This window comes from Pedococcus sp. P1_H8 (assembly GCF_056405175.1).
Genome location: NZ_JBFUCP010000007.1, coordinates 343361 through 356100, shown reverse-complemented (window position 1 = coordinate 356100; position 12740 = coordinate 343361). Strand labels below are relative to the sequence as shown.

The 12740-nt window shown below is 69.6% G+C and carries 11 protein-coding genes; 4 read left to right on the top strand and 7 right to left on the bottom strand.

Annotated elements, in window-relative coordinates; all coding sequences use genetic code 11:
• Positions 1-50: 50 nt before the first annotated feature.
• Together AC1DYG_RS12670 and AC1DYG_RS12665 are read left to right on the top strand one after the other, a co-directional pair.
• The gene (locus AC1DYG_RS12670; protein WP_477640218.1) at positions 51-1664 is read left to right on the top strand and encodes a sensor histidine kinase; all 1614 of its coding nucleotides are present in this window, start codon (positions 51-53) and stop codon (positions 1662-1664) included.
• Positions 1661-2311 carry a response regulator transcription factor gene (locus AC1DYG_RS12665; protein WP_477617592.1) on the top strand — a complete coding sequence of 217 codons (651 nt, stop codon included), beginning with the start codon at positions 1661-1663 and terminating at the stop codon, positions 2309-2311. Before AC1DYG_RS12670 ends, AC1DYG_RS12665 begins: the two co-directional genes overlap by 4 nt.
• Before the next feature lie 110 nt (positions 2312-2421).
• On the opposite strand, the gene AC1DYG_RS12660 is transcribed toward AC1DYG_RS12665, so the two are convergent.
• The 7 genes from AC1DYG_RS12660 to AC1DYG_RS12630 form a co-directional block, all read right to left on the bottom strand.
• A complete protein-coding gene (locus tag AC1DYG_RS12660; RefSeq protein ID WP_477640217.1) occupies positions 2422-3345 on the bottom strand; it encodes a type II secretion system F family protein in 924 nt (307 codons plus the stop codon).
• Position 3346: 1 nt separating this feature from the next.
• Positions 3347-5323 (bottom strand): VWA domain-containing protein, encoded by a 1977-nt coding sequence (locus AC1DYG_RS12655; RefSeq protein ID WP_477640216.1) that lies wholly within the window; start codon positions 5321-5323, stop codon positions 3347-3349.
• An 11-nt stretch (positions 5324-5334) separates the two neighbouring features.
• Positions 5335-6711 carry a CpaF family protein gene (locus tag AC1DYG_RS12650; RefSeq protein WP_477640215.1) on the bottom strand — a complete coding sequence of 459 codons (1377 nt, stop codon included), beginning with the start codon at positions 6709-6711 and terminating at the stop codon, positions 5335-5337.
• Positions 6708-7904, bottom strand: a complete 1197-nt coding sequence (locus tag AC1DYG_RS12645) for a CpaE/TadZ family protein (protein ID WP_477640214.1) — start codon at positions 7902-7904, stop codon at positions 6708-6710. Before AC1DYG_RS12645 ends, AC1DYG_RS12650 begins: the two co-directional genes overlap by 4 nt.
• A gap of 10 nt (positions 7905-7914) precedes the next feature.
• The gene (cpaB, locus tag AC1DYG_RS12640) at positions 7915-8700 is read right to left on the bottom strand and encodes a Flp pilus assembly protein CpaB (RefSeq protein ID WP_477640213.1); all 786 of its coding nucleotides are present in this window, start codon (positions 8698-8700) and stop codon (positions 7915-7917) included.
• A 316-nt stretch (positions 8701-9016) separates the two neighbouring features.
• A complete protein-coding gene (locus AC1DYG_RS12635) occupies positions 9017-9286 on the bottom strand; it encodes a Flp family type IVb pilin (protein WP_477640212.1) in 270 nt (89 codons plus the stop codon).
• A gap of 203 nt (positions 9287-9489) precedes the next feature.
• Entirely contained in the window at positions 9490-9663 is a 174-nt protein-coding gene (locus AC1DYG_RS12630) for a Flp family type IVb pilin (protein ID WP_477640211.1), read from the bottom strand.
• Positions 9664-9856: 193 nt separating this feature from the next.
• Here AC1DYG_RS12630 and AC1DYG_RS12625 point away from each other — a divergent pair, with 193 nt between their 5' ends.
• Both AC1DYG_RS12625 and AC1DYG_RS12620 read left to right on the top strand, forming a co-directional pair.
• Positions 9857-11299 (top strand): hypothetical protein, encoded by a 1443-nt coding sequence (locus tag AC1DYG_RS12625; protein WP_477640210.1) that lies wholly within the window; start codon positions 9857-9859, stop codon positions 11297-11299.
• A complete protein-coding gene (locus tag AC1DYG_RS12620; RefSeq protein WP_477640209.1) occupies positions 11296-12714 on the top strand; it encodes a hypothetical protein in 1419 nt (472 codons plus the stop codon). The genes AC1DYG_RS12625 and AC1DYG_RS12620 overlap by 4 nt, the downstream gene beginning before the upstream one ends.
• Positions 12715-12740 lie beyond the last annotated feature (26 nt).

Below are 12740 nucleotides of genomic sequence, written 5' to 3'. Positions count from 1 at the left end.
TGGCCTGTGGACAACTGCGAAGAGCCGGGGACGCGAGACGGGAGGCGAGCATGCGGTGGTTGCCCCATCTCGCCGTCTCCACCCGGATTCGCCTGGCCATGGCGCTGGTGGCCGCCATGTTCGCATCGCTCAGCAACGACATCCTTCGGGGTCTTCCCTGGATCCTGCTGACCGTCACCCTCGACCTCGCGGCCTCGGCGCTTCCCGCCCTGAGCCCCAAGGACACCGCGACCCGCCGCATCCAGCTGACCGGGCTGCTCGTCGCCGGAGCCCTGGTGGCCGGACTGGCGATGGGCTACACCGGGCCGTGGTCGAAGACCCTCATCCTGATCCCAGCGTTCCACGCCGGTCTGCGGCTGGGCCGGCGGGGCGCGATGGAGATCTCCGCCGTCGGCTTGGCCTCCGGCCTCGCGACCGCGTGGTGGCTCAAGCGCCTGGACTGGACCGAGGGGCAGGCCATCCTGCTCGCCGCGATGGTCGCCCTCGTCTTCGGTCTGCTGGGAGCCTGGTCCCACCGCATGGAGGGCGTGGGGATGCCCCTCGACCCGAACGTCGCGGCCGAGGCCAGCCTGCTGCTGCGGCGCCTGCACGAGCTCGCCGACACCCTGGACACCGGCTTCGACGCCCCCGGTTCGGCCGAGATGGCCCTCCAGGACCTCAGCAACCAGATGCGTGCGGCGCGCAGCGCGATCCTCGTGGGCTACGGCGACGACCCCGCCGTGCCGCTCGCGATCCGGGGCGCGGACCGGACCCCCTGGCCCGACCCGATGGAGCCCGACTCGGTCCTCGCGCGGTCGTGGCACCAGGGCGTGCCCACCCTTGCGCAGTGGAAGGACGACCTCGTGGCCCGCTCGGTCATCGTCGTCCCGCTCAATGACGGCGACGGCCACCGGTTGGGGCTGATGGTCGCCGACCGGCCACTGGTCACCCCCTTCACCGAGGAGGACCTCGCCGCGGCTGGTGCGGTTGCCGCCCGGCACGCGGCCAACATCGACCTGTCCGTGCTGTTCGCAGGGTTGCGGGAGCGAGCCGGCCTGGAAGAGCGCGAACGCCTCGCCCGCGAGATGCACGACGGGATCGCCCAGGAGATGGTGGCGCTCGGCTTCGGCATCGACGCGGTGCGTCGCAACGCCCGCGGCCAGGGGTCGCCGCTCGCCGAGGAGCTCGACGCACTCCGCGTGGATGTGTCACGGGTGCTGGCCGACCTGCGGCTGCACATCGGGGACCTGCGGATCGCGGTGCGTCCCGACACCGGACTGGGCGCGATGATCGGTGCGCGACTCCAGAACTTCGGCTCGTCGTCCGGGGTCACGACGCGAATGCACCTCAGCGAGACCGGCTTCCGCCTCCCGGCCCACACCGAAGTGCTCATCTACCGCCTCTTCCTGCGGATGCTCGCCGATGCGCGGCACTCGCTCAACGCGCAGACTGTCGAGGTGCGCCTCAACGTCGCGGCCCCGAGGGTCGAGCTCTGGATGTCGCACGACGGCACGACCTCACTGTCCGAACGCGACTTCGCCGACCACCCGCTCAGCGGCCTGGGCGGCGAGATCTCCGTCGAGCCATATGCCGGAGACGGGGTCTCCCTGCGAATGCGCATGCGAGCCCGTGGTGCGGCCCCCTCAGCCACGCTGTCCAACGAAAGGATCCCCCAGCCCTCATGACCATCAACGTCGTGGTGATCGATGACCACACCCTGGTGCGCGAAGCCGTCTGCCGGATGATCGACAGCGAGCCGGATCTGTCCGTGGTCGGGCAGGCCGGCGGGATCGCCGAAGGCCGTACCGTCCTCGCGCAGAGCCTGATCCACGTCCTCGTCGTGGACGTGTCCATGCCCGACGGCTCCGGCCTGGTGATGGCGAGGGCGGCCCGAGAGGCGTCCCCGCGTCTGGGCATCGTCGTCCTGACGATGCACAACGACGACGAGACCCTGCTCGAAGCGCTCGACCTCGGCGCGTCGGCCCTGGTGCTCAAGTCCGCCCCGTCGGACGAGGTGATCGCGGCCGTCCGTCGCGCCGCCGTCGCTCCCGACGCCTTCATGGCGACCGGCCTGGCCGAAGCGCTGCGTCGTCGCGACTCCAGTGACAAGCCGCGCCTGACGCCGCGCGAGGCGGAGGTGCTGGACCGACTCGTGGCCGGCGACTCGATCGCCGCCGTCGCCAAGAAGCTCTACATGAGCGAGTCGACCGTCAAGACGCACGTGTCCAAGGTCTACGAGAAGCTCGGTGCCCACAACCGCGCGTCGGCCGTCATGTCAGCCCTGCGCCTGGGCCTCGTCAAGTCCGAGTCGATCGGCCACCGCGGCCGCTGACGGTCAGCCGCTGGGGCAGGCGCGGGCCACCGGCCCACGGCACTGCCTTGGTATGCCGCCCGCTGTCGCCGCGGGCGGTCAGCACGTGGGTGCGCCCTTGTCAGGCGCGGTCAGAGTCCCCCACCGCTGAAGGTGTCGGCGATGCGGATGGCGCCGGGTCCGATGATGACGATGAACAACGCCGGGAAGATGAACAGCAACATCGGGAAGAGGATCTTCACCGGCACCTTCATGGCCTTCTCCTCGGCCCGCTGACGACGGACGAGGCGCATCTGGATGGACTGCTCGCGCAGGACGTTGCCGATGGGCAGACCGAGCCGGTCCGCCTGGACCAGCGCGCTGACAAATGTCTTGGCCTCGGCGACAGTGGTGCGGGCGGCCAGCGAGCTGAACGCCGCACCGCGGGACTTGCCGATCTGGATCTCGGACAGGACGCGGGCGAACTCGCCCGAGATCGGCCCGGAGACCGACTTGGCCACCTGCATCAGCGCGGCGTCGAATCCCTGGCCGGCCTCGACACAGACGGTCAGCATGTCGAGAGCGTCGGCGAGGCCACGCCGTAGCTCTTCCTGACGCTTCTGACCGACGTTCATCAGCAGCACGTCAGGCAGGTAGAAACCGGCCGCTGCAGCGCCCAGGGCGATCAGGCCACCCTTGAGGCTGAAACCGCCGAACAGGAGACCGAGAACCGCGCCGATGATCAGGCCCGCTCCCTTGCCGCCCATGATCCGCTCTGCGGTCCAGGCACCGGGGTTTCCCGCCAGGTCCAGGCGCCGGGTGAGGCCCTCCTGGGTGCCGGTGGGGGACAGCTTGTTCGCCAGGGCGCGGAACCTGGCGAGCGTGGGCACCACGATCCGCTCCATGAACGGCAGGTCGGACTTGCTGACCTCCCGCTGGTTCACGGTCTTCTCGAGCAGCTCGAGCGACCTGGCGACACCTGTGGTCGTACCGGCCCCAGCGGACATGGCGATGACGAGCGTCGCGAGTGCCCCCGCGATGGCGACGAGGCCGACGATCAGCAGCATGGTTCCCATCTCAGACCCTCACTTCCACAGTCTTCTTCATCCAGAACCAGCCGATGACCAGCTGGACGATGCCAACGGCGATCATGACCATGCCCATGGGTCGGGTCCACAGCGGCTCGATGTACGACCGGTTGGTCTCAAACGTGTAGATGAAGATGCCGATCGGGAGGGCGATGAGGATGTACGCCGAGAGCCTGCCCTCGGCGGAGAGCCCACGGACGTGGCGCTGCAGCTCCTCGCGCTCCCGAAGAGTCTTTGCGGTGATGCGCAGGGTCTCGGCGAGGTTGCCACCGACCTCACGCTGGATGCGGATCGCCATCGACGTCCAGCGCATGTTGGCGCTGTCCATCCGCTCGGACATCCGCTCGAGCGAGTCTGCGATGTCCGCACCGATCCTCGTCTCGGCCAGGGCCCGGGAAAACTCCTTGGCCGACGGGTCGGCCGCGTCCTTGGCCACGGCGTCGAGTGCCTGCGGGAGCGAGAAGCCGGTGGCAAGACTGCTGGCCACCAGGGTGAGCACATCGGGGAGCTGGCCGTCGAACTTCTTCGCTCGCCGTTTCGCGAGGAAGCGAAGGATGAAGGCGGGGGCGAAGATGCCCAGGACAACGCCCAGGAGCGCCGCGACGAGGGTCATGACCGTCCCGCCACGGATCAGGGACATCGACGCGGCAACACCCGCCACGAGGGCGATGATCCGCAGCACCCACCACTCACCGGCCCGCAGTGGCAGGTCGGCCCGCTCGATGAGCGCCATGGTCTTGCTGGTCGACGCGCGTCCCTCCATCATCCGTTCGCCCAGGAACACCAGGCTCTCGGACATCGCGGCGGTCTGGCGCTGCCGCTTCTTCGCCTTGATGGGTCCGCCGGCCGTCACATAGCTGTCGATGCTGTCGACCCGGCTCTGGCGACCGGACTTGAACGACGAGGCCGACAGGGCGATGCCCACAGCGGCCACGCCGAGGAAGATCGCGATCATCGCGATTCCCACGAGGGGCGAGACCCCGAGGACCGGAAGCGTCTTGGCCTCTGGGGCCGCCTTCACGACCTCCTCGGTCGGACCGACGACGGGCCTGTTCGAGGCGGGGGCCGCCTTGCCGTTCAGGGGGACGCCATCGCCGAAGTCGACGAGGGCGGTCGTCGCGAAGCTCTTGCCGCCTGCGAGGCCGGAGATCTTGATGTTCTGCACGGCGCTGACACCCGGCGGCATCGGCATGGAGAAGGTGAGCTGCGACGCCAGGGTCTTGGCAGCGGTGGTGAAGGCACTGGCGACCGCACCGGCATTCGCGGCCGAGACCACGGAGCCACCACCCGCGGAGGCGAACCCCTTGAGCACCGAGACGTTGCCCTCGGTGGACTTGAACGACACTGCCTCAGCCCGGATGCCACCACGCTTCAGGGCGCTGGTGGCCTGGGCCTGGGTGGTCTTGCTGGCGGTGTCGCCACCATCGCTGAGGAGCAGGATGCTTCGCTCGCCCTTGCTGCCCAGGGTCCGCACGGCGAGGGCGACGCCGTCGTAGAGGGCGGTCTCGCCGTCGGACTTGAGGTTGTTGACGGCGGCCTGGACCTTGCCCTGGTCACTCGTCGGCGCGAGGTTGACGACAGCCTTGCCGGAGAACGAGACCACGCCGACGCGGACGTCGATCGGGACGCTCTTGAGGAAGGCCGCGACAGCGGAGCGGACCGTGGCCATCCCGGACTCACCCATGGAGCCGCTCGTGTCGACGACGAGCACGGTCGTGCGGGTCACCGGCGTGCCCTGGCCGGACGTGATCGCGTCGACCGGGTAGTCCTTGCCCGAGACCGTCACCGTGAGGCTCGGGTCGATGGCCGCTCCGCCGCTGGCGGAGATCAGGCCGATCAGGTTGGTGTTCTTGGCCTCGATGCCCGTGATGTTGACGATCGGGGCCGAGGCCGCACTCGCAGAGACAGCCCCCGAGAGCAGGCCTGCGAAGGCCAGCGCCACGACGGCGCCGAGCATGCGCGGCATACGAACGAGCATCAAATCCCCCGCACGAAGATGTCGGCGGCGAGCTCGATTCCCTGGTCGTGCAGCTCGGTGGCGAACTTCGGCCGCAGTCCGGTGCTCCGGAGCGTGCCGCGGAAGCGGCCCTGCTCGTCGCGCCCGGCGCTGTAGTCGAACGCGAACAGGTCCTGCATGGTGATGATCTCGCCTTCCATGCCGATGACCTCGCTGATCGCGGTGACCCGGCGCGAGCCGTCCTTCATGCGGGCCTGCTGGATGACCATGTCGACGGCTCCCGCAACCTGCTCGCGGATGGCGCGCACGGGCAGGTCGACGCCGGCCATCAGCACCATCGTCTCGAGACGGGCCAGGCTGTCGCGGGGGCTGTTCGCGTGGACGGTCGTCAACGAGCCGTCGTGACCGGTGTTCATGGCCTGGAGCATGTCCAGGGCGGCGCCGTCTCGACACTCACCGACGACGATCCGGTCGGGTCGCATGCGCAGCGCGTTCTTCACGAGCTCGCGGATGTCGATCTGACCCCGGCCCTCGATGTTGGACGGTCGGGACTCCAGGCGCAGCACGTGGTCCTGCTTGAGCTGGAGCTCCGCAGCGTCCTCGATGGTGACGATGCGCTCGTCGTCGGGGATGAAGGAGGACACGACGTTGAGCAGCGTGGTCTTGCCGGAGCCGGTACCACCGGAGATGACGATGTTCCGGCGACCACGGACACAGGCGCTGAGGAAGTCACGGACCTGCGGCGTGAACGTCCCGAAGGCGATCAGGTCCTTGTCGGTGAAGGGGTCGGTGGCGAACTTTCGGATGGTGAGCAGTGACCCGTCCAGGGCGATCGGCGGGATGACCGCGTTGACACGCGAGCCGTCGGGGAGTCGGGCGTCCACCAGCGGGCTGGCCTCGTCGACGCGCCGGCCGACGCGACCGACGATCTTGTCGATCGTGCGGCGCAGGTGGGCGTCGGAGCTGAAGTGCGTCTCGACGGGATAGAGCTTGCCGGCGCGCTCGACGTAGATCTGGTCGGGACCGTTGACCATGATCTCGGTGATCTCGCTGTCGCGCAGGAGCGGCTCCAGTGGCCCGTGGCCCAGGATCTCGTCGGCGACCTCCTGGGAGATGCGCGTCCGGTCGGCCAGCGACAGAGGCGTCTCCTCGTGGTCGATGACCTCCTGGAGCGTGTGCCTGACCTTCGACTCGAGCTCGGCCTGGTCGAGGTGCGGGTCGTACAGCTGCGGGCCGAGCGAGTCCAGCAGGGCCTGGTGGACGCTCGCCTTGACAGCAGCGAACGGGTCGGCGATGCGCTGGCGCTCGTTGCCCGTGGCGGGAGTCTGGGTCCCGGAGTTCGCCTCGACTGCCTGCTGGCTCCTACGGACACTCTCGAGACGCTCGGCCAGACTCATCGGTTACCCCCTCGTGACAGCGACCAGCGACCCGCACGGGTGGTTGGTGCGGTGGTCGGCTGCACTGCTGCGGAGCCGTGGTGCTCGGGCGTGCGGATGAAGTTGTCGGCGAGGTCGCGCAGGGCGGCGCTCACCGGGTGCTTGGGTTCGTCCAGGACGATCGGGACTCCCCGGTTCACCGAAGCCGGCACCGCGGTGCTGTTGGGGACCATGACCGCGATCTCCTGCTTGAGGGCGGCCACCACGTCCTCGGCCCGCAGTCCCACCTTGGCGTCGGACCGGTTGAGCACGATGAGCCTGCTGTCCTTCGGGTTGCCCAGCAGGTCGAGGGTGTCGAGGGTGAGCCGCAGGTTCTTCACGGCCGGGATGTCGAGCGTGGCGATGAGGACGAGCACGTCGCTGTCGTCGAAGGCAGCCAGGACGTGGGAGGTGAATGCGGGAGGTGTGTCCAGCACGACGAAGTCGTAGTGCCGCTTGGCCACCCGGATCAGCTCACCGACGGTGGACCCCGGCACGCGGTCCGCGTCGCTCGGCTCTGCGGGTGCGCTGATGGCTTCGAGCCCGCTGTCGTGCTTGGTCACGACCGACTTGATGGCCTGCTCGTCGATGTTTCCGGCCATGCTCACCAGGTCGATGATGGAGTTCTGGGGGAGCATCTGCAGGCTGATGCCCACGTCGCCGAAAGCCAGGTCGAGGTCGACCAGCAGGACCTTGGACCCCGTCGAGGCGAGGTAGGCGCCGATGTTGGTCGCGAAGGTCGTCTTGCCGACCCCACCCTTGGCCGAGAAGATCGTGACGACCCTGGCCGTGTGACCACCCACCGCTTCGCCGGAGTGGCCGTGGACACGCATGGTCAGCTCGCGGCTGCGTCGTGCGGCGTCGGCCAGACCCGTGAGGTCGTCTGCGGCGACCACCTCGCGCACACCCGCGCGAAGGCTCTGGCCCAGGACAGCCACGTCGATGCGACGACGGAGCAGGAGCACCCCGAGCTCGGGGTGCTCCACGCGGCAGAACTCGCTGAACTGACACGCGGCGTCCATGTCGACGTCCGGACCGATCAGGACGAGCGGCTCGTTGGGGTTGTCCTCGAGGGCCCGCACCGCAGCCACCTGCGTGTCGACGCGGAGGATCGCACCGACGGCGAAGTCGTAGCGCTCCTGGGCGGAGGGGTCTGCATCCCACAAGAGGGTCATGGTCCTGCTCCTACTTGCCGGAGAAGAGGCTGGCTTCGGAGACAACCTTGCCCAGGTCGACCTTGGCGTCGGTGCCGCGGAGGGCGGCATACAGGTTGCCGGTCTGGATCCCGTGCACGAGGCGGTTCGCGTCGGCGGGGGTCACCGCCACCGTCATCAGGGCCCCGGCCACCGGCGCGGTGTTCTCAGCCTTGTCCTCACCGGCGGGGGCCTGGGCGGGCGTCAGCGAGGCCTCGCCCATGGCGATGACGAGGACGTCGTCGAGGAGCACACGGGTCTGCTGGCTGATCACCTTCGCGGTGCCGCTGGTGCTCCCGGTCTTCGCGCCGGTCTCGGTCGGTGTGTAGGTGTCGAAGAGGACGATCTTCGAGCCAGGGGTGAGGAAGGTGCCGACGCGGGCGGGGTCGGCGAGCGCGATGGAGACCGCGACCAGGCCGGCGGGGACGTCGATGGCCTTCTGTCCGACGGGCTTGGTCCCGAAGCGGTCAGCAAGCACGTACTCGCCGGGCTGGATGTCAGAGAGGGCGAAGAGCCCACCGTTGGACCCGTCGACGCCGGAGAGTGCGCCGAGCGGCACACCCTTGGCCGCGACGGAGGTCTTGATGATCAACCCGCTCTGCACCGAGTCCTTGAGCGTCGTCCCGGCAGGCACGATCGACTTGACCACGTAGACGGACGCGGGATGCTGCGAGGCGACTGCGCGGCTGTCCGCGCCCCTCGCGTACATCAGCACGGCGACCACGCCGAGAAGTGCCACGAGCGCGGCCGCGAAGATGGCGACAATTCTGCGTCCCACGATGTCATTTCCCTTGCTTGAAGTCAGGCGAAGAAGGCGAGCCCGCTGTCGGGGCCCGGCCTACGGGTTGAAGATGCTCGACGGCACGTTGTAAAGGTCGCTGACGTTGTGGCCGAAGGCCGCCACCGACACGATAATGACCACGGCCCCCCCCGCCCCCCCCCCCCCCCCCCCCCCCCCCCGGGTCAGCTCGCTGTCGGAGGAACGCAACCGCAGTGCCCGGACGAACCGGCCGAGGGGCGCGATACGGACGAGTCGTGCAGTCATGCTGTCCTCCTGGTCGGCGGGCTGAAGCTGCCCGTCGGTTGGTGAAGCGTCAGATGCTGGTAGCGGTGTTGTGGAACAGCGTGCTGAGGTTTCCACCCAGGAGGGCGACGGCGACGATGATGACGATGGCGATGAGGGCGACCATCAGGCCGTACTCAACAGCGGTCGCACCCTGCTCGCGGGTGGCGATCTGGGCCTTCAGCTTTGCGGCGAACTTGTGCATGTGATGTGTCCTTTCAAGACCAACGGGCGCTTGGACGGGATGCCCCAGCGCCGAGAAGACTTCCAGTTCCACCCACGGCAGGTAATCGTCCGTCATGCCATGACGGTCCGGCACCTTCGACTCGGCCTTATCCCCCGAACGGCGGATACCCGTGCGTGGAGGGGTGTGAGTAGGCGGGCACAAGAAAGTCGCCCCCAGCGAGGGATGGAGACGACCGTGTCGTTCCATCCCGTCGCGTGGAGGCGACTGCGAAGCGTGGTCGAGCAAGAAGCGTGGTCCAGCAAGAAGCGTGGTTGAGCTCAGACGCTCGTGGCGACGTTGTTGAACAGCGTGCTGAGGTTGCCACCCAGGAGAGCCACGGCGACGATGATGACGATGGCGATGAGGGCGACCATCAGGCCGTACTCGACTGCGGTCGCGCCCTGCTCGCGGGTGACGATCCGAGCCTTCAGCCTGGCTGCGAACTTGTGCATGAGGAGTCCTTTCGAGACGCGGTGGCTGGACGATCTGCCCTAGCGCCTTCGAAGGGTGGCATCTGCAACTACTTTGGATCATCGTCCATCACGCCAGGACTGACCGGCACCTTCGACTCAGCCTGGTCCCCCGAACAGGCGATACCCAGGGGTCGAGGTGCAGGACTATGCGCCCTGCCCGAAGAATGACCCCATGCCCCGGCCCCCACGACTGCTGCGCGGCCGGGCGTTCCTCATCGCTCCCCTGGTCCTTGCCCTGTCCCCGATCCTGCTGAGCCGCGGGATCGGGGATCCCAGTCCCTGGCTGCACCTGCGCGTGGGTGAGTACCTGCGTCACGGTGGACGGTTCGGCCTCCCGGACCCCTGGGCCCCCCTCGCGACGCACGCCTACATCCCCACCCAGTGGCTTCCGTCCGTCGTCGTCTCCGCGCTCACCGACACGTTCGGTCTCGGAGTGGTCGTCTGGGCGCGGGTCGTCGGCATCGTGGCCCTGGCCGCCGTGGTCTACCGAGCCCTGCGGGAGGTGGGCGCGGTAGCCGTGTCCCTTGCGGTTTCGGGCGTGGTCCTCGTGGCTGCGTGGCCGGCCCTGACGGAACGACCGCAGCTGCTGGGCTTCGTGCTCCTGGCGGCGATCGTGGCCCTGTGGCAGGCCAGCGCTCGCAGCGGCCGACCCCACTGGTCGCTCGTGCCACTCACCTGGCTCCTCGCGTGCACCCACGGCGTCTGGTCACTGGGGGTCGCGGTTGGTGCCGTGGCCGTCATCGCCACGTCCTGGACGCGCCCCGGCCACCGACAGCTGGTCGCCGTGTGGGTGGCCAGCCTCGTCGCCGCAGCCCTCACGCCTCTGGGGCCCGCGCTCCTGCTGACGCCGTTCCAGGCCGGCTCGAACGGACGCAAGTTCGTCGAGGAGTGGCTGCCGTCGTCGGCGCGCGACCCGCAGGTCGTCGCAGCACTCGGCCTGGCCGCGGTGCTGGTGGCGCTCTGGTTGCACCAGCCGGCCCGACCCTCGTCCTGGGAGGTCCTACTCCTGCTGCTGTCCCTCGGGTTGGCCCTCGCCATGCAGCGAACGGTGCCGGTGGCAGCCTTCATCCTGGCGCCGATGGTCGCCAGCGCCTGGACCTCTCGGCAGCCGCCGCAGCCGCCGCAGCCGCCGCAGCCGCCGCAGCCGCCGCAGCCGCCGCCCCAGCCGCACGACTGGTCGCGCGTCCCTCGCACGGAGACGTGGGGCCTGGTCGCCGCCGTCCTGGTCGCTGCCCTGCTGGCGGTGCCTCTCGCCGCCCACGCGGCCCAGGACCGCCCGGCCTACGTCCCCACGGCGTTGCGGGCACCCTTGGACGCCCTGCCCGAAGGCACCCGGGTCGTCGCTGAGGGCGACGTCACGGGATGGGTGCTGTACGTCGCGCCCCAGCTGCGTCCCGTCTTCGACCTGCGCATCGAGTCGTACTCCCCCGCCCACGTCCAGGCCTACATCGACGCCCGCGCGGCCGTGCCCGGGTGGCAGTCCTTCCTGACCAGGACCGACCCCGAGGCAGCCCTCCTGCTCCAGTCCTCCCCACTCGCGGGCGCTCTGCAGCAAGAGTCGGGCTGGGTCGCCCGCGGACACGACCGCGGCTTCGTTCTGTTGGTCGCACCATGACGCGTTCGTTCTCGCGCACCCTGGGAGTCTTCGCGTATGCCGTGGCGCTCGTCGTCGCCCTCGGCTTCGGCGTCGGGCAGTACGCCGAGGTGGACACGTGGTGGCACCTGCGGGTGGGACAGCAGGTCCTGGACACCCACGTGCTGCGCGGCCCGGACCGTTGGGCAGCGTTCGCCGCGCACGCCTACACCGCCACCCAGTGGCTGCCCGAAGCGGTGACGGCGTGGCTCGTCGGCCAGACCGGATTGGGCGCCCTCGTGTGGCTGCGGGCCCTGGCCACCGTGTCGTTGGTGGTCCTGCTCTACCTGACGGGGCGTCAGTCGGCCGGCCGCCTGGCGGCCTCCGCGACGGCCGCGCTGGGGATCCTGGGTTGCGGAGGAGGGCTCAACCCGCGACCGCAGCTCATCAGCTTCGTCTGCTTCGCCGTCGTCGTGCTGGCCTGGTCGCGAACCGTTCGGGACGGCCGACCCCGGTGGTGGCTGATCCCGGTGTTCTGGCTCTGGGCCTGCAGCCACGGCCTGTGGACCTTCGGTCTGGTCGCGAGCGCCGTCTTCGTCACCGCCCTCCTGATCGACCCCTCGACCCGCCCGGATCGCCGGAGGTCGGCCCAGCTCGTCGGCCTCGTGGCCGCCTGCGCAGCGGCGGTGGCCCTCACCCCGCTGGGCCCGGCCCTGCTGCTCAGCCCGTTCGAGGTCGCGGCCAACGCCGCCGGCGTCGCGGAGGAATGGCGGGCCACCCCTGTCAACAACGTCTTCGCCCTCGCCGCGCTCGCCATGGGAGTGGGCACCGCACTGCTGTGGGTGTGGGGACGGCATCGACCCAGACCCTGGGAGTCGGCACAGCTCCTCCTGTCGCTGGCCCTCACCCTGGTGATGTGGCGGCTCGTGCCGCTCGGCGCCATCCTGGCCGCGCCCCTGCTCGCCACGGCGCTCCAGGCCGTGATCGGCCGACCCCGCGAAGCATGGTCGCGTCGCGAGCGCCGGGCCGTCGCGGTCTCCTGGGCACTGGCGCTGGCCCTGGCAGCCCTCGTGGCGGCCGGCCCGGGCGGGACCTCCGCCCAGCAGTTCCCCGGCAAGCTCGGTCCGGTCGACTCCGCGCTGGCGAACCTTCCCGAGCACACCGTGGTCCTCGACGACTTCGGCCTGAGCGGGTGGCTGTTGTGGCGGCACCCGTCACTCACGCCCGTGATCGACCTGCGAGTGGAGCTCTACTCCCCTGAGCACATTGCCGCCTACCGCCGGGCGGAGCGGGTCCAGCCGGGGTGGCAGGACATCCTCACCCGGACGCGGGCGACCTACGCCGTGCTCAGGACCGACTCGGCGCTGGCCGGCGCCCTGGAGCAACGGCTCGGGTGGTCCCCCATCGCCACGGGTGGCGACTACGTGCTCCTGCGCGCGCCGGTCAGCGCCTCCTAGGCCAGCAGGGCGGCAGGGCAGCAGGG

Coding starts and splice junctions, on each gene's coding strand:
- AC1DYG_RS12670 (WP_477640218.1), top strand. CDS start 51: ATGCGGTGGTTGCCCCATCTCGCCGTCTCCACCCGGATTCGCCTGGCC.
- AC1DYG_RS12620 (WP_477640209.1), top strand. CDS start 11,296: ATGACGCGTTCGTTCTCGCGCACCCTGGGAGTCTTCGCGTATGCCGTG.
- AC1DYG_RS12650 (WP_477640215.1), bottom strand. CDS start 6,711: ATGAGTCTGGCCGAGCGTCTCGAGAGTGTCCGTAGGAGCCAGCAGGCA.
- AC1DYG_RS12665 (WP_477617592.1), top strand. CDS start 1,661: ATGACCATCAACGTCGTGGTGATCGATGACCACACCCTGGTGCGCGAA.
- AC1DYG_RS12630 (WP_477640211.1), bottom strand. CDS start 9,663: ATGCACAAGTTCGCAGCCAGGCTGAAGGCTCGGATCGTCACCCGCGAG.
- AC1DYG_RS12655 (WP_477640216.1), bottom strand. CDS start 5,323: ATGCCGCGCATGCTCGGCGCCGTCGTGGCGCTGGCCTTCGCAGGCCTG.
- AC1DYG_RS12645 (WP_477640214.1), bottom strand. CDS start 7,904: ATGACCCTCTTGTGGGATGCAGACCCCTCCGCCCAGGAGCGCTACGAC.
- AC1DYG_RS12625 (WP_477640210.1), top strand. CDS start 9,857: ATGCCCCGGCCCCCACGACTGCTGCGCGGCCGGGCGTTCCTCATCGCT.
- AC1DYG_RS12635 (WP_477640212.1), bottom strand. CDS start 9,286: ATGACGGACGATTACCTGCCGTGGGTGGAACTGGAAGTCTTCTCGGCG.
- AC1DYG_RS12660 (WP_477640217.1), bottom strand. CDS start 3,345: ATGGGAACCATGCTGCTGATCGTCGGCCTCGTCGCCATCGCGGGGGCA.